The 17,595-nt window shown below is 74.1% G+C and carries 15 protein-coding genes and 1 tRNA gene; 4 read left to right on the top strand and 12 right to left on the bottom strand.

Annotated elements, in window-relative coordinates; all coding sequences use genetic code 11:
• Positions 1-418 precede the first annotated feature (418 nt).
• On the bottom strand, positions 419-2,620 hold the full coding sequence (locus tag VKZ81_RS16340; RefSeq protein WP_324242428.1) for a bifunctional copper resistance protein CopD/cytochrome c oxidase assembly protein: 2,202 nt from the start codon (positions 2,618-2,620) through the stop codon (positions 419-421).
• Positions 2,621-2,721: 101 nt separating this feature from the next.
• Here VKZ81_RS16340 and VKZ81_RS16335 point away from each other — a divergent pair, with 101 nt between their 5' ends.
• A complete protein-coding gene (locus tag VKZ81_RS16335) occupies positions 2,722-3,414 on the top strand; it encodes a class I SAM-dependent methyltransferase (protein WP_324242427.1) in 693 nt (230 codons plus the stop codon).
• A gap of 162 nt (positions 3,415-3,576) precedes the next feature.
• Here VKZ81_RS16335 and VKZ81_RS16330 read toward each other — a convergent pair whose 3' ends face one another.
• A complete protein-coding gene (locus VKZ81_RS16330) occupies positions 3,577-4,371 on the bottom strand; it encodes a PP2C family protein-serine/threonine phosphatase (protein WP_324242426.1) in 795 nt (264 codons plus the stop codon).
• Between the two features lie 67 nt (positions 4,372-4,438).
• Between VKZ81_RS16330 and VKZ81_RS16325 the strand changes: the two genes are divergently transcribed.
• Positions 4,439-6,235 (top strand): N-6 DNA methylase, encoded by a 1,797-nt coding sequence (locus VKZ81_RS16325; RefSeq protein ID WP_324242425.1) that lies wholly within the window; start codon positions 4,439-4,441, stop codon positions 6,233-6,235.
• Between the two features lie 18 nt (positions 6,236-6,253).
• On the opposite strand, the gene VKZ81_RS16320 is transcribed toward VKZ81_RS16325, so the two are convergent.
• Genes VKZ81_RS16320 through VKZ81_RS16290 form a run of 7 tightly spaced genes read right to left on the bottom strand, consistent with a single transcriptional unit; the run spans position 6,254 to position 12,069 of the window.
• Positions 6,254-6,916 carry a GOLPH3/VPS74 family protein gene (locus VKZ81_RS16320; protein ID WP_324242424.1) on the bottom strand — a complete coding sequence of 221 codons (663 nt, stop codon included), beginning with the start codon at positions 6,914-6,916 and terminating at the stop codon, positions 6,254-6,256.
• On the bottom strand, positions 6,913-7,500 hold the full coding sequence (locus VKZ81_RS16315; protein ID WP_324242423.1) for a TetR/AcrR family transcriptional regulator: 588 nt from the start codon (positions 7,498-7,500) through the stop codon (positions 6,913-6,915). The genes VKZ81_RS16320 and VKZ81_RS16315 overlap by 4 nt, the downstream gene beginning before the upstream one ends.
• A complete protein-coding gene (locus tag VKZ81_RS16310) occupies positions 7,493-8,230 on the bottom strand; it encodes a hypothetical protein (RefSeq protein ID WP_324242422.1) in 738 nt (245 codons plus the stop codon). Before VKZ81_RS16310 ends, VKZ81_RS16315 begins: the two co-directional genes overlap by 8 nt.
• On the bottom strand, positions 8,227-9,093 hold the full coding sequence (locus VKZ81_RS16305; RefSeq protein ID WP_324242421.1) for an ATP-binding cassette domain-containing protein: 867 nt from the start codon (positions 9,091-9,093) through the stop codon (positions 8,227-8,229). Before VKZ81_RS16305 ends, VKZ81_RS16310 begins: the two co-directional genes overlap by 4 nt.
• Positions 9,094-9,139: 46 nt before the next feature.
• Positions 9,140-9,520: a RidA family protein gene (locus VKZ81_RS16300; RefSeq protein ID WP_324242420.1), complete on the bottom strand. Its 381-nt coding sequence runs from the start codon at positions 9,518-9,520 to the stop codon at positions 9,140-9,142.
• Between the two features lie 36 nt (positions 9,521-9,556).
• Positions 9,557-10,765 (bottom strand): alanine racemase, encoded by a 1,209-nt coding sequence (locus tag VKZ81_RS16295; protein WP_324242419.1) that lies wholly within the window; start codon positions 10,763-10,765, stop codon positions 9,557-9,559.
• Positions 10,762-12,069 (bottom strand): MFS transporter, encoded by a 1,308-nt coding sequence (locus tag VKZ81_RS16290; RefSeq protein WP_324242418.1) that lies wholly within the window; start codon positions 12,067-12,069, stop codon positions 10,762-10,764. The genes VKZ81_RS16295 and VKZ81_RS16290 overlap by 4 nt, the downstream gene beginning before the upstream one ends.
• Positions 12,070-12,127: 58 nt before the next feature.
• Here VKZ81_RS16290 and VKZ81_RS16285 point away from each other — a divergent pair, with 58 nt between their 5' ends.
• Positions 12,128-12,781: a helix-turn-helix transcriptional regulator gene (locus VKZ81_RS16285; RefSeq protein WP_324242417.1), complete on the top strand. Its 654-nt coding sequence runs from the start codon at positions 12,128-12,130 to the stop codon at positions 12,779-12,781.
• Here VKZ81_RS16285 and VKZ81_RS16280 read toward each other — a convergent pair whose 3' ends face one another.
• Positions 12,782-14,170, bottom strand: a complete 1,389-nt coding sequence (locus tag VKZ81_RS16280; protein ID WP_324242416.1) for an NAD-dependent malic enzyme — start codon at positions 14,168-14,170, stop codon at positions 12,782-12,784.
• Between the two features lie 141 nt (positions 14,171-14,311).
• Between VKZ81_RS16280 and VKZ81_RS16275 the strand changes: the two genes are divergently transcribed.
• A tRNA-Arg gene (locus tag VKZ81_RS16275) sits at positions 14,312-14,385 on the top strand.
• A gap of 414 nt (positions 14,386-14,799) precedes the next feature.
• Here VKZ81_RS16275 and VKZ81_RS16270 read toward each other — a convergent pair.
• Positions 14,800-16,191 (bottom strand): GH1 family beta-glucosidase, encoded by a 1,392-nt coding sequence (locus tag VKZ81_RS16270; RefSeq protein ID WP_324242415.1) that lies wholly within the window; start codon positions 16,189-16,191, stop codon positions 14,800-14,802.
• A gap of 107 nt (positions 16,192-16,298) precedes the next feature.
• Complete coding sequence (locus tag VKZ81_RS16265) at positions 16,299-17,129, bottom strand: methyltransferase domain-containing protein (RefSeq protein WP_324242414.1); 831 nt, start codon at positions 17,127-17,129, stop codon at positions 16,299-16,301.
• Positions 17,130-17,595: the final 466 nt, after the last annotated feature.

Raw genomic sequence — 17,595 nt, 5'->3', positions numbered from 1 at the left:
CTGAGCCAGGATCAAACTCTCCAACAAAAACCTGGCAAAACGTCGAGGACGGGGCCTCGACAAAAAATCAAACTGGCACAAAACCAGTCCATGAACAAGCTCGACACACTGTTGAGTTCTCAAGAGACACCCGCACACCATCGTCCGCCGTTAGGCGTCCTTCCGGGGCTGTTCCCCCACTGTACACCCCTCGATCCGAGCGGATCCGGAGGGGTCCCTGTGAGGGGGGCGGTCCGCGGGCCCTGCTGACCGGGGCTCTGTGGCCTTCGTTCTGTCCGGTGTCCCGCTGACGAAGAGAAAGTTACGCGAGGGCTTCCGGGCCCGTCAAATCGCCCCCCTCGTAGCGCGCTGACCAGCCAAAACCGGCCTCCGGATGTCACTCACCGTGCCGGTGGGCCACGCCGCGCGCGACGAACGGTCAGCCGCCGCGAGGCCCCTCGGACGCTCCGACGCTGCCGTCCCCGTCGCGTGGACCTGCGGAAACCGGCTCCGAGTCGGCCTCCGCCGGCGGCGTGCCACGCTCGCCGGGCCCCGACGGCACCTCTTTCGTGTGACCTGCCTCATCGGCGTTTTCGTCGCTGTCCGCGACGAACGGCGGCTTTCCCGTCGCCAGGCGGCGGAGCATCGCGTTGTACGCCTCGAGCTCGGCGTCCCCGTCCATGTCGGCTTGTCGATCAGCGCGTCGCGCCGACCGTTCGTCCTGACGCGACCACTGGATGAGCAACGCGATCACCACGATGAGCAGGGGGACCTCCCCCGCGGCCCAGGCGAGGCCGCCGCCGAGCCGCTGGTCGGCGAGCACGTCGGGCACCCACGGCAGGGCGAGGCTGCGGTAGAAGTCGCCGCCGAGGGCGGTGTTGCCGCTCATCACCGCCACCCCGAAGAACGCGTGGAACGGCACGGACGCGAACACCAGCCCCATCCGGGCGGCGGGCGGGAGCCGACGCGGCGACGGGTCGATGCCGATGATCGGCCAGAAGAAGACCAGGCCCGCCAGCACGAAGTGCAGGTTCATGAGCTTGTGGGCCCAGTGCTGCGGCAGCGCTGCGGGGAACAGGGCCGAGAAGTACAGCGCGTAGTAGCTGCCGACGAACAGCGCGAGCGCGACGAGCGGGTGCGTCAGCAAGCGCGCGTAGGGCGAGTGCACGGCCGCCAGCAGCCACTCCCTCGGTCCCGGCGGTGCCGACCGGCCGGCGGGGGGCAGCGCGCGCAGCGCCAACGTCACCGGCCCCCCGAGCACCAGCAGGATCGGCACCAGCATCCCGAGGATCATGTGCTGGCCCATGTGCACGCTGAACATCGCGGGCCCGTACCGCCCGAGCCCCGAACTGGTGGCGACGAGCAGCGCCGCGCACCCGGCGAGCCACGCCGCGGTGCGCCCGGTGGCCCACCGGTCGCCGCGGTGGCGCAGCCTCCGCACCCCCAGCAGGTAGACGACCGCGAGCACGATCGCGGCGGTGCCGAAGATCAGGTCGAAGCGCCAGTCGAAGGCGAGGCGGGCGAGCGTCGGCGGCCCGGCGAGGTCGTAGCCGATGAGGACCTCCACCCGCGACGGCGGTCCGGTCCCGGTGTCCGGGGGCGCGGTGCGCCCGAGCGCGACCGCGAGGCCCATCGTCGCGAGCATGAGGAGCACCTCGACCCCGCCGAAGCGCAGCAGCGCGGCCGGCTCGCCGCGCGCGGCGGGACCGACCGTCAGCCGGCGGTGCAGCGCCCCCAGCACGCCGAGCCCGGCCAGCGCGATGGCCTTGGCCAGCACCAACGTCCCGTACGTCGATCCGACGAGGGCGCCGAGCGGGATCCGCACCAGCGCGTTGACCACTCCCGTGGCGGCGACGACGAGCCAGCAGACCAGCGCCAACCGCGAGTAGCGCGGCATCGCGGTGGCCAGCGCCTCGAGCCGCCCCGGATGGCGCCCCGCGGCGAGCAGCAGCACGGCGACGAGGCCGCCCACCCAGACCGACGCCGCGAGGACGTGCAGCACGAGGCTGTCGGAGGCGAGGTCGTGCGCCCCGCCCGTGGCCGAGTGCCCGGTGAACATCACCGGCAGCGGCCCGAACAGCGCGATGCCGAACAGAACGACGCTCCAGCCCCACGTGAGCACCGATCGGCAGCCGATGAGGACGACCATCGCGACGAGCGCGGTGATGGCCCACGTGGTGGCGGCTTCGAGCCGCGGCAGGATGTCGAGCACCGTGAGCGGGTCCAGCAGCTGGCCGACCGGGCGCCCGAGCACGTCGGCCATGCTCAGCGGGACCATCAGCGCGGCGGCGACGGTCCAGCCCGCCGCCGTCCAGGACGCGGCGCGCAACGCGCGGTACCCGGCGACGTCCAGGTAGCCCGAGCTCTGCGGCGCGACGAGGAACGCCGGGACCAGCACCGCACCGATCGTCAGCACCATGCAGATCTCGGAGACCACCCGCATCACCGGCAGGCCGATCACCGTCAGCGTGCCCGGGTCCGGCAGGCCCAGCTCCGCTGCCACGCGGGTTCCCGAGAGGGCGGTGAGGCCTGCCGCGACGAGCACGGCGACCATCGCGCCGACGCCGACGAGCCCCGCCACCTCCACGGCCGGCCGGTTCGGCCGCTGACGTGGGACGGGTTCGGCCTGCGGGTGCGCCATGGCCTCCAGGCTAGGCCGGGTGGGGCGGGGCGGGGCGACGCCCTTCCCGGTCCGGGCGGGCCCGCGACGCGTCGCGGGCGCTGCGCGAGAGACTGCGCGCCGTGGAGACACCGGACCCGGATGACGTCGCCGGGCGGCTGCTGCGCACCGCCACCGACCGCAACGGGACCGGGCCGCTGGCCTGGACGGCGAGCCCGCTCGCGAACGCGAGCCTGGTGGTGGACGTCTGCTGCGGCTCGGGGCCGCTGGCCGGCGAGTTCGCCGGCCGCTGGATCGGCGTCGACCCCTCGCCCGCTCCGAACGCGGGCCGGGTCGTCGCGGGGTTGCCGGACGCGCTGCCGCTGCGCGACAACGCCGTCGACGGCGCCGTCGTGATGCTCGCCCTGCCCCGCCTGTCCAACCTGGACGGGCTGTTCGCCGAGCTGCGGCGGGTGCTGCGGCCGACGGGCACGCTGGTCGTCGTGGTTCCGTCGGCGAGCCCGCGCTCGTCGCTGGAGCTGCGGACCGCGGCGGTGCACCGCAGCTGGACCAACCGCTCCGCGCTCGACCGCACGGGCTGGCTGCTCGCCGCGGCCGACTTCGCCGTGCTCGGCGACGACCGCGGCGCGTTCACGCTCCCGCTGCCGGACGAGGCCGCGGCGCGTGCGCTGATGACCGACCTCCCCCGCGCGGGGTTGTGGCCGCCCGACCTGCCGTCGGACGTGCGGGAGAGGGTGGCGAACGCGCTCGTCCGGCGGGCCGGGGCGGGGCGGGTGCTCCCGGTCCCGCTGCGCAGGCTGGTGGCGCGTCGCTGACCGGGCCGGGCCTCCTGGGCGGATGCGCGTTCCGGCCGCGACTCGCCCACACCCAGACCGCGACTCGCCGAGGACCGGACCCCGACTCGCCCGCACCGAGAGCGCGACTCGCCGAGGACCACACCGCGACCCGCCGACACCCAGGGCGCGACCCGCCCGGGGTCAGGGGTGGAGGGTGGCGGCCGCGCCGACGACGACCGGCTCGTCGTCGGCGGGCTCGGCGCCCTCCACGAGGTCGGCGACGATGCAGGTGATGTTGTCCGGGCCGCCGCCCGCGTTCGACCTCGCGATGAGCTCGCCCACGGCCGCCTCCGGGTCGGCGAACCCGGCCAGCACCTCGCGCAGCTTCTCGTCGTCGAGCACGGCGGTGACGCCGTCGGAGCAGATCAGGTAACGGTCGCCGGGCACCCCCTCGAGCCAGAACAGGTCCGGCTCGGGGATGCTGCTGTCCTGCAGCGTCTTGACCAGCCAGGACCGCCTGGGGTGGGACGCCGCCTCCGCTTCGGTGATGCGTCCCTCGTCGACGAGGGACTGGACGAGGGTGTGGTCGTGGGTGAGGCGCTGCAGCTCGCCGTCACGCAGCCGGTAGGCCCGCGAGTCGCCGAGGTGCAGGGCCCCGATCCGGGTGCCGTCGACCAGCAACGCGACGACGGTGGTGCCGGTCCCCCGCAGGTCCGGGTTCTGCCGGGCGAGGTCGGTGAGCCGGATCGCCGCGTCCTCGATCGTCTCGCGCAGGGCGGCGAGCAGGTCGACGCCGGCGAGGTCGACGCCACGCAGCCGCGCGTCCAGGTCGAGCATCGCCGCGATCGCGACCGCGCTCGCGACCTCACCGTGGGCGTGCCCGCCCATCCCGTCCGCCACGGCCAGAATACGAGGGCTCGTGACGGCCGAGTCCTGGTTGTTCTCCCGTCGTCGACCCACGTCGGAGCCGACCGCGGAGCGCAGCGTCGGTCGCATGGCGCCACCCTCTCATGCTGTGAATTGCCTTCACAACGCAGGTCCGCGTGAACTAGTTTCATAACCCATGGCCGTCGACCCGACCGTGAGCACGGGCGACATCGCGCGCCTCGGCCGCGTGGGACGGGCCGCGGTCAGCAACTGGCGGCGCCGCCACGACGACTTCCCGGCGCCCGTGTCGGGCACCGCGTCCAACCCGCGGTTCGCCCTCTCCGAGGTCGAGGCCTGGCTGCGGCGCAACGGCAAGCGCTACCGGCTCTCGGCGACGGACCGGGCGTGGCAGCGCCTGCTCGCCGACGGAGCCGACTTCCACCTGGCCGAGCGGCTCGCCTCGGCCGGCGCGTACCTGCTCGGCCGGCACGCCCCCCAGCTCGTGCCGCTGCTGCCGTGCGAGGCTCCCCCGCTGGACGACCCCGAGCTCGCTGCGCTGCTCGACGACGTGGCCGCCCACCGCGGGGCCGCCGCGGCGTACGAGGACCTCTGCGGCCGGTACCGCAGGCCCGCGGGCGAAGTGCCGGACGCGCTCGCGTCGGCCATGGCGCGGATCGCGGTGCCCGACGGCGGCAGCGTCCTCGACCCGGCGTGCGGCATCGGGGCGCTCCTGCTCGTCACCGCCGCGGGCGGGGCGCGCGGGCAGGAGGCCGACCCCGCCACCGCGTGCGTCGCGGGCGCGCGGCTGCTGCTCGCCGGGGCGGGCGCGGCGCCCGTCGCGGTCGCCGACGCGCTGCGCCACGACGCGTTCGCGGGCGAGGAGTTCGACGCGGTGGTCTCCGCACCGGTGCTGGAACGCACCTGGGCGAACGACGCGGCGGCCGGTGATGCCCGCTTCGCCCACGGCCTCCCCCCGCGCACGGAACCGGAGCTCGCGTTGGCGCAGCACGGCCTGGCGCGCGTGCGGCCGGGAGGACTGGTCGTGCTTCGGCTGCCCACCGCCGTCGCGTCCCGGCGGCCGGGACGGCGGATCCGCGCGAACCTCCTGCGGGCGGGCGCGCTGCGGGCGGTGCTCACCGTCGACGACGAGCCGCGCCCGGTGGACCTGTGGGTGCTGCGCAGGCCGCGGCCCGGCGAGCAGGTCCCGGCCCGGATCCTGGTGGGCCGCGGGAGCGCCGACGCGGTGGCCGAGATGTGGGAGGCGTTCACCTCGGGGCGTCCGTTGGACGAGCGAGCGCGGGCCGTCCCGGTCGTGGGGCTGCTCGACGACGAGGTCGACCTCAGCCCGGAGCAACACCTGCGCCGCCGCGCCTCGGCCGACGCGGGCCGCCGGGTGGCCGAGCTCCTCGCGGCCGGACCCGCGGAGCTGCCCGCGCTGCGGATGGTGGAGAACGTGCGCGACCGGCCGTCGGTCACGGTCGCCGAGCTGGCCCGCCGCGGCGTGCTGACCGTTCGGCACGCGCCGCGCGACATGCCCGCACCCGAGCCGGGGGACGGGGCCGTCGCCGTGCTCACCGCCGCCGACCTGGCCACGGGCACCGTCCCCGGGGGGCGGGCTGCGCCCGCCGCGGCCCGCATCCGTGTGCGAGCGGGCGACGTGGTCGGCGCGCCGACGGGGCGGGCACGGGTGGCGGACCGGCCCGCGCTGCTCGGCCCGGCGCTCACCGTCTACCGGGTGGACCCCGACCAGCTCGACCCCGAGTTCCTGGCCGGCATCCTGCGCTCCACCCCCGCCCCGGGAGGCACGTCGAGCCGCTACGGCCACCGGGTGCGCGTCCCGCTGCTGCCGATCGCGGAGCAGCGGGCGCTCGGCGCGGCGTTCCGCGCCCTGCTCGACGCCGCCGACGCCGCACGGGCCGCCGCCGACCGCGCCGACGCGCTGCTGCGGCTGGCCGGGGAGGGGCTGGCGGAAGGCTGGCTGCGACCGGACTGAGGAAGATCCGCCGGGCGCCTAACCTCCCGAGGCGCTCGAGGCGCTCGCTGCGACGGTCGACGCGACGACCGCCGCCATGACGCTCGCCTGCACGGCCTCCACCGCCTTGCGCACGGCGTGGCCCGCCCATTCGCCCTCGGCGACCTGCGCCGCCCTGGCACGCAGCTCCCGCTTGTTGCCGTCGACGACCTTGTGCTCGGCCTTCACCGCGTGGACGAGCGAGATCAGCAGGGCCAGGTGCTGGTCGGGGCGGGCGCCGTCGCGCAGGACGGCGGTCACCCGCCCCCGCAGCTCGCGCGCCCCCTCCCCCGGCACCCAGGTCGTGACCGGGATGAGGCCGAGGATCCGGGAGGACTCCCGGCGTACCAGGCCGCGCTCGGCGAGGCGCTCCAGCACCTGCGCGCGCGTCCCGCGCGCGAGCCGCTCGACCGCCTTCTGCGCCTTCATCGGCTTGGTGAGTCGGCCGAGCGCGGCGTCGAGCAGCGGGTCGCCGGTGGGGGTGGGGACGGCGACGGAGAGCCGCGCCTTCGCCCCGTCGCCGTCGGCCGTGATCCGTCCCCCGGCGGCCAGGTCGAGCAGCAGTGCACCGCCGATCGCCCGGTCGAGGGAGGTGCCGTCGACGACCGCCCGGCCGCGGGCCGGGTCGAGCAGCAGCAGGACGAGGTCCTCGGTGAGGGTCATGCGGTGGGTTCCTTCACCGCCGCCAGCACGGCGGTCTCGAGTTCGGTGGCGGCGCGGTCGAGGTCGAGATCGGGCGCGGTGATCCACTCCCCGATCACGGCGTCGAGCGCGCCGTTGATGGTCAACGCCAGCACGCGGGCGTCGAACGGGCGGAAGACCCCGGACCGCTGGCCCTGCTCGAGGATGCCCGCGACCGCCTGGCGGCGGCTCGGGTCGCCCGCGAGCTCGGGCGTGCGCGTGAGGCCTTCCACCAGCACGCGCACGTGCGCCGGGTGATCGCGCATGTGTTCGATCGTGGCACGCAGGTACGCGACCAGCATTCCCTCCGGACCGTCGGCGGCGTCGATCCGGGCCCCGACCGCGGCGACGTAGGCGTCGAGCACGTGCCGCATCGTGGCGTCGAGCACGGCGTCCTTGGACGCGAAGTGGTAGAGGACGGCGGCCTTCGAGATCCCCGCCCGCGCGGCGATGGCCGACAGCGACGCGGCGGCGGCGCCGCGCTCGGCGACCAGCTCGATGGTGCGCTCGACGATCTGGCGGCGGCGGGCCTCCTCGGTGAACGTGCGCCTGCGGGGCTCAGACATCGCGCGCCCCCACCCGCCACACCGCCACCGCGGTGCCGACCGCGACCCACGCGACGAGCGACAGCAGGCCCGCCGCCGGGCCCAGGTGCTCGCCGACCCCGGAGACCCCGTGCAGCGCAGCACCCGGCCACACCGGCGCGAGGGCGGCGAGCCCGGGGATCCACGAGGTGACCGTCGGCAGCGCGAGCACGGCGAGCGCCACGACCACCCCGCCGCCCGTGCTGCGCAGGACGAGCGCGGCCGCGAGCGCGAGGAGGGCGTAGCACACCGGGCCGAGGGCCGAGCCCGCCGCGAGCTGCAGCAACGGCCCGTCCACCGGCGCGGGTGGCGCCCCGGCCCCGAGCAGCACCAGCTGCGCGACGAGCGGGCACAGCACCGCCGCCGCGACGCCGACGGCCGCCGCGACCGAGGCCGTGACCACCGCCTTCGCCAGCACCACGCGGCCGCGGCGGGGCGTCACCAGGAACGTCGGCTGGGCCAGGCCGGTGGCGTACTCCGAGCCCCCGACCGACGCCCCCAGCACCATCGCGACGATCGCGGCGGCGTCGACGCCGAGCAGGGCCGCACCGAGCACCTCGGCGGGCGGGACGTCCGTGACCGCACGCCCCTGCGTGACCGGGAGGCTCACGACGAGCAGCAACGCCACCAGCGGCGCGGCCGTCACCGCCGCGGCGGCGAGCCCCGGCAGCGACCGCACCGTGGCGAACTTCGTCCACTCGGCCCGGATCACGGCGCACCTGCCCGGGTGAGCGCCAGGTACGCCTCCTCGAGCCCGTCCCGCCGCTCCACGAGCTCGTGCAGGGCGACCCGGTGTTCGAGCGCGAGCTCGCCGACCTGGTGCGCCGGCACGCCGCGGACCTCCAGCCCGCCCTCGACCGCTGTGACCTCCGCACCCGCGGCGCGCAGGGCCGCGACGAGCCCGGCGTCGGCCGGGCGCACCCGCACCGCTGCCGCCCGCCCGACCTCGAACTCGTCGACCAGCCTGCCGCGGGCGATCACGACGACGCGCTGGGCGACCTGCTCCATCTCGTGCAGGAGATGGCTCGACACGAACACGGTGCGCCCCTCGTGGGCGAGGTCGCGCAGGAGCGTGCGCAGCCACCGGATGCCCTCGGGGTCGAGCCCGTTCAGCGGTTCGTCGAGCAGCAGGACGCCCGGGTCCCCGAGCAGCGCACCGGCGATGCCGACCCGCTGGCGCATGCCGAGCGAGAACGTGCCGACCCGCCGGTCGGCGACGTGCGCCACCCCGACGAGCTCGAGCACCTCCTCGACGCGCGACCGCCGGATGCCGGCGGCGTCGGCCATCCACCGCAGGTGCGCCCGCGCGCTGCGCCCCGGGTGCATGCACCGCGGGTCGAGCAGCGCCCCGACCTCCCGCACGGGCGAGGGCAGGTCGCGGTAGGCGCGGCCGGCGACGGTGACCGACCCGGCCGTCGGTGCGTCGAGGCCGAGCGTCATCCGCATGGTCGTGGACTTGCCCGCGCCGTTGGCGCCGAGGAAACCGGTGACGGCGCCGGGCCCGACGTCGAACGACAGGTCGTCGACGGCGAGCACGGCGCCGTAGCGCTTGGTCAACCCCCGGGCGCGGATCACGCACCCGACACTAGCTGACCGCTCGGTAAGTTGTCTAACCGATCGGTCAGTCGCCGGTGTAGAGGATCGCGTCCACCTCGATGTCGAACCCGGCGAGGGCCACCGGGATGGTGGTCCGGACCGGCGCGTTCTCGGGGCCGAAGAACTCGGCGAAGATCTCGTTCATCGCCGCGAAGTCGTCGAAGTCGCGCAGGTAGACGCCGACGCGCACGGCGTCGGACAGCGACGCGCCCGCCGCCTCGGCCGCCTTCTGCAGGTTGGTGAAGGCCTGGCGGGCCTGCTCCTCGAACGAGCCGCGGACCGGCGTGCCGTCCGGCCGGGTCGGGACCGCCCCGGCGAGGTAGACGTGGTCCCCGGCGACGACCGCCTGCGAGTACGGCCCACCGGGCGGGGCCGCCTCCGGGGTGCTGACAGCGCGCTTGGCCATGGATCCTCCGATTTCGGGGTTCGGGTGACGGAGCGGTCAGAAGTAGGTGCGCACCGCGCCGACCACGGTGTCGGCGTCGTCGAGGACGGGCACCAGCGGCCACTTCTCGAAGGCGGTGCACGGGTGGGACAGGCCGAAGGCGACGACGTCGCCCACGGCGAGCTCGCCTGCGTGCCGGACGAAGGCGTGCTGGTCGTTGAGCTTGTCGACGGTGCAGCCGTCGAGCGGGCCGCGCGGGCCGCGCAGCGGGGTCGGCAGGTCGACGTCGTAGGGGGCGTCGCGCTTGCCGAACCCGCAGATCGCAAGCCCCGGCTCGGGGGTGGAGAGCACGTACGCCCACAGCTCCATCGCCGGCCGCAGGTCGAACGGGGCGGCGCGGGCCAGGAGGCCGTGGTCGTGGGTGAGGTAGCCGCCGGAACGGACCACCTTGCGCACCGACCGCGAGAGCGGCGGCAGGTCCTGCCACGCGGCGACGACGCGGTCGGGGTAGGCCGACCCGCCCGCGGTGAGCACGAGCTCGGCGCGGTCCCCGGCCAGCCGGTCGACGTCGACGAGCAGGGCGGCGAGGTCGGCGGCGAACCGGTCGACCTGCGCCAGCGACCGTTCCGCGCGGTCCTGCGGGTAGACGCCCTCGAAGCACTCCACGCCGGCCAGCTCGAGGCCGGGCGCCTCGGCGACGCGCCGGGCGACGGCGAGCGCCTCCTCGCGGGTGCGGGCGCCCGCCCGGCCGCCGGGGACGCCGAGCTCGACGAGCACGGGCAGGGTCCGCCCGGCGTCCGCGAACGCCGCGGACATGCGGTCGACGCCCGCGGCCCCGTCGGCGAGGACGTAGACCTCGAAGCCCGGATCGGCGGCGGCGAGCCAGCGCAGGCCGACCGGGTCGACGACCTCGTTGGCGAGCAGGACCCGGGGCACGCCCCAGCGGTGCATGAGCCGCGCCTGCGCCACGGTGGCAGCGGTGATGGCCCATGCGCCCGCATCGAGCTGCTCGGCGACGAGCTGCGGGCTCATCGTCGTCTTGCCGTGGGGCGCGTGGTCGACGCCGACCTCGGTGCACCAGCGGGCGAACAGCGCCAGGTTGTGGTCCAGCGCGGAGCGGCGCAGCGTCAGCGTCGGCAGCAGCAGGTCGGTGACGTGCCAGCCGATGCCGCCGACGTCGCCGACGGTGCCGTCGTGGTCGGGCAGGTTGCGCAGATGCGGGCCGAGGGGTTCGGCGGCGCTGCGCTCGACTCCGGGGATGCTCATCGGGTGACGATCCTCCCGGGTGCCGTCTCGCGGCACGCCAGCGTGGTGGCGAACGTGATCAGGCCGACCGCCATCCAGTAGAGCGAGACCGGCCACGTCGCCCCGCCGGCCCACGCGACCAGCCCGGTGGCGACGAACGGCGCCAGCCCGCCCGCGACGACGGCGGAGAACTGGTAGCCGATGGATATGCCGGAGTAGCGCACCTTCGTGCCGAAGAGCTCGGAGAACAGGGCCGGCTGCGTGGCGAACAGCGCACCGTTGGCGATCGCATAGCCCAGCACCCACGCGAGCAGGATCAGCGGCACGTTCTTCGTCTCCACGAGCGCGAAGAACGGGAAGGCGATCGCGACGTGCAACCCGGCGCCGAGCAGGTAGACCGGCTTGCGGCCGATGCGGTCGGACAGGGCGCCGTACAGCGGCGTCACGATGAACTGCACGGCGGCCGCGAGCATGTTGGCGAGCAGGCCGAGGCTCGCGGCGAGGCCGAGGTTGTTCGTGGCGTAGGAGAGCGCGAAGACCGACACGAGGTAGCCGCAGACGTTCTCGGCCACCCGCATCCCGATCACCAGCAGGATCGAGCGCCACTCGGTGCGCACCGCGTCGACCACTGGCCGCTTCGCGATCTCGTCGGACGCCTTGACCCGCTCGAACTCCGGTGACTCCGGGATGCGCAGCCGGATGAAGATCCCCACGAAGATGAGCAGGAACGACACGAGGAAGGGCACCCGCCACCCCCACGCGTGGAACTGCTCGTCCCCCAGCGCCTCGCTCATCCCGTACATCAGCCCGGTGGCGAGGATCAGCGCCGCCGAGGAGGCCATCTGCGGCCACGCCCCGTAGAAGCCGCGCCTGCGCGGCGGCGCGTGCTCGGTGAGCATCAGCACGGCGCCGCCCCACTCGCCGCCCGCGGCGACGCCCTGCAGCAGCCGCAGCACGACGAGCAGCATCGGGGCCCACACCCCGATGGCCGCGTAGGTGGGCAGCAGGCCGATCAGGAACGTGGCCGTGCCCATCAGGAAGAGGGTGGCGACGAGGGCCGCCTTCCGACCGACCCGGTCGCCGAGGTGCCCGAAGATCACGCCGCCGATCGGGCGCGCGCCGAACCCGACGGCGAACGTCGCGAAGGCGGCCAGCGTGCCGACCAGCGGGTCCTCGGACGGGAAGAAGGCCTGGCCGAACACCAGCGCCGCGGCCTGGCCGTACAGGAAGAAGTCGTACCACTCGATCATCGCGCCGATGAAGCTCGAGAAGCCGACGCGGCGCAGGGTGCCGTGGTGCACGGACCCGGTCTCGGTGTGGGCCATCCGGAGCAGTGTGGGAGGCCGTTTGACAGCAAGTCAAGGTGGTGAACAAAATTTCTCGATGAACTCACCGCGCGAGCTGCTGGCGACGCTGGAGCCGATCATGAAGGCGGTCGCGGCAGCCGTCGGCCCGCACTGCGAGGTCGTGCTGCACGACCTGTCGAACCGCGACGTGGAGCGCACGATCGTCGCGATCGAGAACGGGCACGTCACCGGGCGCGCGGTGGGCGGGCCGTCCACCAACCGCGGCCTCGAGCTGCTGCGCCGCGAGGCCGAGGACCACAACGAGTTCGGCTACAAGGGCCGCACCGCCGACGGCCGCGAGCTGCGCTCGTCCTCGGTCTACTTCCGCGACGACGACGGGCGCGTGATCGCCGCGCTCTGCATCAACGTCGACCTCACCCCGCTGCAGGCGGCGCGCGCGGCGCTCGACGCGGCGCTGCGCCCGACCGTCGAGGACACCCCCGCCCGCGACGAGGAGGTCTTCGCCTCCGACATCAGCGAGGTGCTCGACCGGCTCATCGACGCCGCGATCGCGCAGACCGGCAAGACCGTCGCGCTCATGGACCGCGACGACCGCATCGCCGTGGTGCGGTTCCTCGACGAGCGCGGCGCGTTCTTCGTCAAGCGCGCGGTGGACCGGGTGGCGCGGCGGCTGAACATCTCCCGGGTGACCGCCTACAACTACCTGGAGCAGATCCGCGCCGCGTCGTGATCACTCCCGTGGGGTGCTCGCCCTCACCACCGCCTCCGCCACGGCGGGCGCGACCTGGGCGTCGAAGACCGACGGGACGATGAAGTCGGCCGCGAGCTGGTCGGGGGCGACGCAGTCGGCGATCGCCCTCGCCGCGGCGAGCATCGCCCCGTCGGTGACCTCCCGCGCGCCCGAATCGAGCAGCCCGCGGAAGAAGCCGGGGAACGCGAGCACGTTGTTGATCTGGTTCGGGAAGTCCGACCGGCCCGTCGCCACGACCGCGGCGTGCCGGGCCGCGGCGAACGGATCCACCTCGGGGACCGGGTTGGCCAGCGCGAACACGATCGCGTCGGCGGCCATCGTCGCGATGTCCTCGCCGGTCAACAGGTCGGGGGCCGACACCCCGATGAAGACGTCGGCGCCGCGCAGCGCGTCGGCGAGGGTGCCCCGCACACCCCGCGGGTTGGTGTGCTCGACGATCCAGCGGCGGAACTCGTCCGCGCCCGCGTCCTCGGGCCGCAGCACGCCGCGCCGCCCGCACGCCACGATGTCCTCGAACCCCTGGCTGCGCAGCAGCCGCACGATCGCGTGCCCGGCCGCGCCGACCCCGCTCAGCACCACGCGTACCTGCTGCAAGGACTTGCCGACGATCCGCAGCGCGTTGGTGAGGGCGGCGAGGACGACGATGGCGGTGCCGTGCTGGTCGTCGTGGAACACCGGGATGTCGAGCAGCTCCCGCAGCCTGCGCTCGACCTCGAAGCACCGCGGCGCCGCGATGTCCTCCAGGTTGATCCCGCCGTAGACCGTCGCCAGGTTCCGCACGATCTCGACGATCGTGTCGACGTCCTGGCTCTCGATGCACACCGGCCACGCGTCGACGCCCGCGAACTGCTTGAACAGCGCCGCCTTGCCCTCCATCACCGGCAGCGCCGCGGCCGGGCCGATGTTGCCGAGGCCGAGCACCGCCGACCCGTCGGTGACCACGGCGACCGTGTTGCGCTTGATGGTCAGCCTGCGCACGTCGTCGGGGTTGTCGGCGATGGCCCGGCAGACCCGGGCGACGCCGGGCGTGTAGGCGCGCGAGAGGTCGTCGCGGTGCTTGAGCGGCACCTTCGGCGTGACCTCGATCTTGCCGCCGAGGTGGAGCAGGAACGTCCGGTCACTCACCTTGTGGATCGCGACCCCGGGCAGCGCGGAGATCGCCTCGCAGATCCGGTCGGCGTGCGCGGTGTCGATCGCGTCGCAGCTCACGTCGACCACCAGCTCGCCGGCCGTCGAACCGCCGACGTCCAGCGCGGTCAACGACCCGCCTGCCGCCGAGACGGCCGCCGCGATGTCGGCCGCACCACCGGCACCCTTCTTCACGTGCGCGCGGACGGTGATCGAATAACCGGGGCTCGTCGCAGCCATGGGCCAACTGTTCACCGGCTCGACGCGTGAGGCCAGCCCGGAGTTCCGCCGCCGGGGATACGGTCCAGTGGTGATCGCCCGGGGACAAGCCGCGGCGGGCGAGCCGCTAAGCTGAAGAGGCGGTTTCCGATAACCGCATGCGCCCTCGTAGCTCAGCTGGATAGAGCAAGAGCCTTCTAATCTCTTGGTCGCAGGTTCGAATCCTGCCGGGGGCACTCCGCGCACTCGATGATCAACTTCTTCCCGTCGCCCGCGCGGAGCCGCCAGGGAGCCGACGGCTTCCCCACCCTGGCACCACGACCTCCGCCGGTGCGCACCGCAGGCGTGGCCGAGGCCCTGCCGATGCCTGCTGCCCGCGAGCTGGACCGGCGTCGACCCGAGCGTGGTGCTGCGCGACGACGCGTCGGTATCGCACGGCCGAGACCCGACTCGGCGGCGCGGCGCCGCGCGCGTTCGGCCGGGACGTGCCCCCGGCCGCGAGTCGATCGGCGCACGCACATGCCCGCGCTGTCCGGGCGGTTCCTCATCGACTTCGCCGACACGAACCGTCGAAAGCGGTTATGAGGACGCGAGTTTCCGACAGTCCCGGCCGTGAATCGCAGCGGCGTGAGCCGTCCGCGCCGGTCGGCTCAGACGACGGCGTTCCTCCGTGCGGCCTCGCGGAACCAGTCGGCGCTCAGCTTGGGGGTCCGCTCCAGGGTGTCGAAATCCACGTAGATCATCCCGAACCGCTCACCGAAGCCGTCCATCCACTCGAAGTTGTCCTGCGCGGACCAGTGGAAGTAGCCGTGCACGGGAACGCCGTCGGCGGTGGCCCGCTGGAGTTGACCGAGGCAGGCGCGCAGGAACATCACGCGGTCCGAGTCGTGGACGCGGCCGTCGTCGGCGACGACGTCGGAGGCGCTGCAACCGTTCTCGGTGATGAAGATGGACTCGGCAGCCCAGATCGACTGCATCTGGCGAGGGGCCCAGTAGAGGACCTCGGGGTCGAAGACGTGCCAGCTCGAGTGCATCTTCGGGTGGGAGGCGTTGATCGGGATGTCGTGGTAGCCGGGTGGCTCGTCGGCCGGTTCGACGTACCAGCCGGGCTTGTAGACGTTGATGCCGACGAAGTCCAAGGGCGAGGCGATGACCTGCAGCTCGTCCTCGGTGAACCTCGGAGTCCGCCCGCCGGCCGAGGCGAGGTACTCGTCGGTGTAGCGGCCCTCCAACAGCACGGTCATGAAGCCGGCGTTCCGGTCGCGGGTGGCGGCTTCGGCGGCCCTGACGTGTTCGGGGATGTCCAGGATCGGGACGGCCACGCGGACGTTCTCCGCGAACCCGACCTTCGTGCCGGCCGGTGCCTGGGCGCGGATCGCCTGGACGGCGAGGCCGTGGCCGAGGACGGCGTGGTGGCGCACCTGCTTGAGCTCCGCGTCGGAAAGGGCGAGCCCGGGGGCGGCGCCGAGGTGCACGGTCCTCCCGCCCCCGACCGGCACGTCGACCCCTCGGTAGCCGCCTTCGACGAAGGAGGCGAACTCGTTGATCGTGAAGTAGTGCTTCACGCGGTCGCCGAGCTGCCCGGCGACGTAGCCGGCGTAGTCGGCGAACGCCTGCGCTGTTTCCCGGCCCTGCCACCCGCCGTAGGTGTCCTGCAGCGCCTGGGGCAGGTCCCAGTGGTACAGCGTGGCGAACGGTTCGATGCCCGCGTCGAGGAGCTCGTCGACCAGCCGGTGGTAGAAGTCCAGGCCGAGCGGGTTCGGCCTGCCGGTCCCGTCGGGGAAGATCCGCGGCCAGGCGATCGAGAACCGGTACGCGTTCGCGTTGAGCCTCCTCATCAAGGCGACGTCCTCGACGTAGCGGTGGTAGTGGTCGTTGGCGACGTCCCCGTTGTCGTCGTTCCTCACGTTGCCGGGCGTGTGGGCGTACGTGTCCCAGATCGAGGGGCCCTTGCCGTCCTCGTCCCAGGCTCCCTCGACCTGGTAGGCGGACGTGGCGACCCCCCACGTGAACCCGTCGGGGAACCTGCGGTCGGCGCTCATGGTGGACCTCGGTGTCCGTTGCTGCCGGTGATCTGACGGTCGGGAGCCGGGCGCGCGAACCGCCCGGCTGCCCGGCAGGCTCGTCAGGATGGCCCTGGGCGACGGCCTCAGCAACCCTCGGGCTGCCGGTCTGCGACCGGTCGTCGGGCCACGAGGCTCGTGTACACGATCTGCCCGAAGAACGAGCCGCCCTCGACCCGGCGTCGAGCCTCGGCCTTCAACGCCCCCGCGAGCTCCGGCCCGATCCGACCCGTTGCCTGCAGCATGTCCGCACCCCGGTCGATCACGGTGAGGAGGTACTCCGCCCCGCTGGTCTCGACGTACCCGTGACCGGCGTAGCGGGTGATGTCGAGCCCCTGGTCACGCACGATCCGCGGGAGGCGGCGCATGAGCCAACCGTCGGTGACCGAGCCGGTCACCATCGCGTCGACGCACGTCTGCAGCGGGTCGTGTTCGCCCAGCGCGACCGTGGTCGTCGAGTAGTTGCCGTCGAACACCGCGAGCGTGCCGTCCGGGCGCAGCACCCGGGCGGCCTCGGCCACGGCGCTCTCGGCGTCCGGCACGTGGCTGAGGGTCGAGTCGAGGACCACGACCTCGAAGGACGCGTCCGGGAACGGCAGCGCGGTCGCGTCCCCTTCCTCGAACGCCACGTTCGGCAGCGCGGCGCACAGGGTCCGTGCCCGGCCCAACAGGGACGGCGCGAGGTCGACCCCGACCACGGAGTCCACGTTCGGCCAGCGGGCCAGCCGACGGGTCAGCACCCCCGTTCCGCAGCCCACGTCCAGCACCCGCGCACGGGCCGGGAACCCGATGTCGGTCAGGAGCGCGTCGCGCATCCGTTGCTGCTGGGCGTCGGCGCCCCGGGTCTCCAGCACGTCGGCGAGCCGTTCCTGGGTCGCCGTGTCCAGGTTGCTGACCATCGACCACACGTCAGGCACCTGGCCCACCCCCTTCCACCGCGTTCGGAGCGGGCATCGGGATCGTCGACCGGCTCCCGGCATCCCGGGGGCCGCCTCACATCGCGTCAGTCGCCGCCGGTATCCCCGGCCGGTCCCTTGGGGCGCACGCGCCCCTCACCACGGCACGACGGGCACCTGCCGGGGCCGAGCACGGTCCGGCTCCGTCCGTCGACGACGGCACCGCGGGGGACCTCGCCCTCGCCCTGCCCGTCGCAGTCCCGGCAGACCGCGGTCTCCGCCATCGCCCACACGCCCTTCCGGCGACGACGGTCCCACACGGGGCGGGGCAGCACCGAACCGGGGACACCCCGGGCGTGGGTCGTCTGCAGAACGCCGACCCGCCCCGGCCGATCCGACGGCGCGGGGCGGGTGCGCGGCCTCGTGCCGCGCGGGGGCCGCAGCGCCGCCTGTCACGGGTGGGGACGGCTACGCCGTGGCCGCCTTC

Origin of the sequence: Pseudonocardia sp. (assembly GCF_035305885.1) — a bacterium.
Taxonomy (GTDB): domain Bacteria; phylum Actinomycetota; class Actinomycetes; order Mycobacteriales; family Pseudonocardiaceae; genus Pseudonocardia.
The sequence above is the reverse complement of the archived record's forward strand: the minus strand, read 5'-3'. Positions and strand labels throughout refer to the sequence as shown.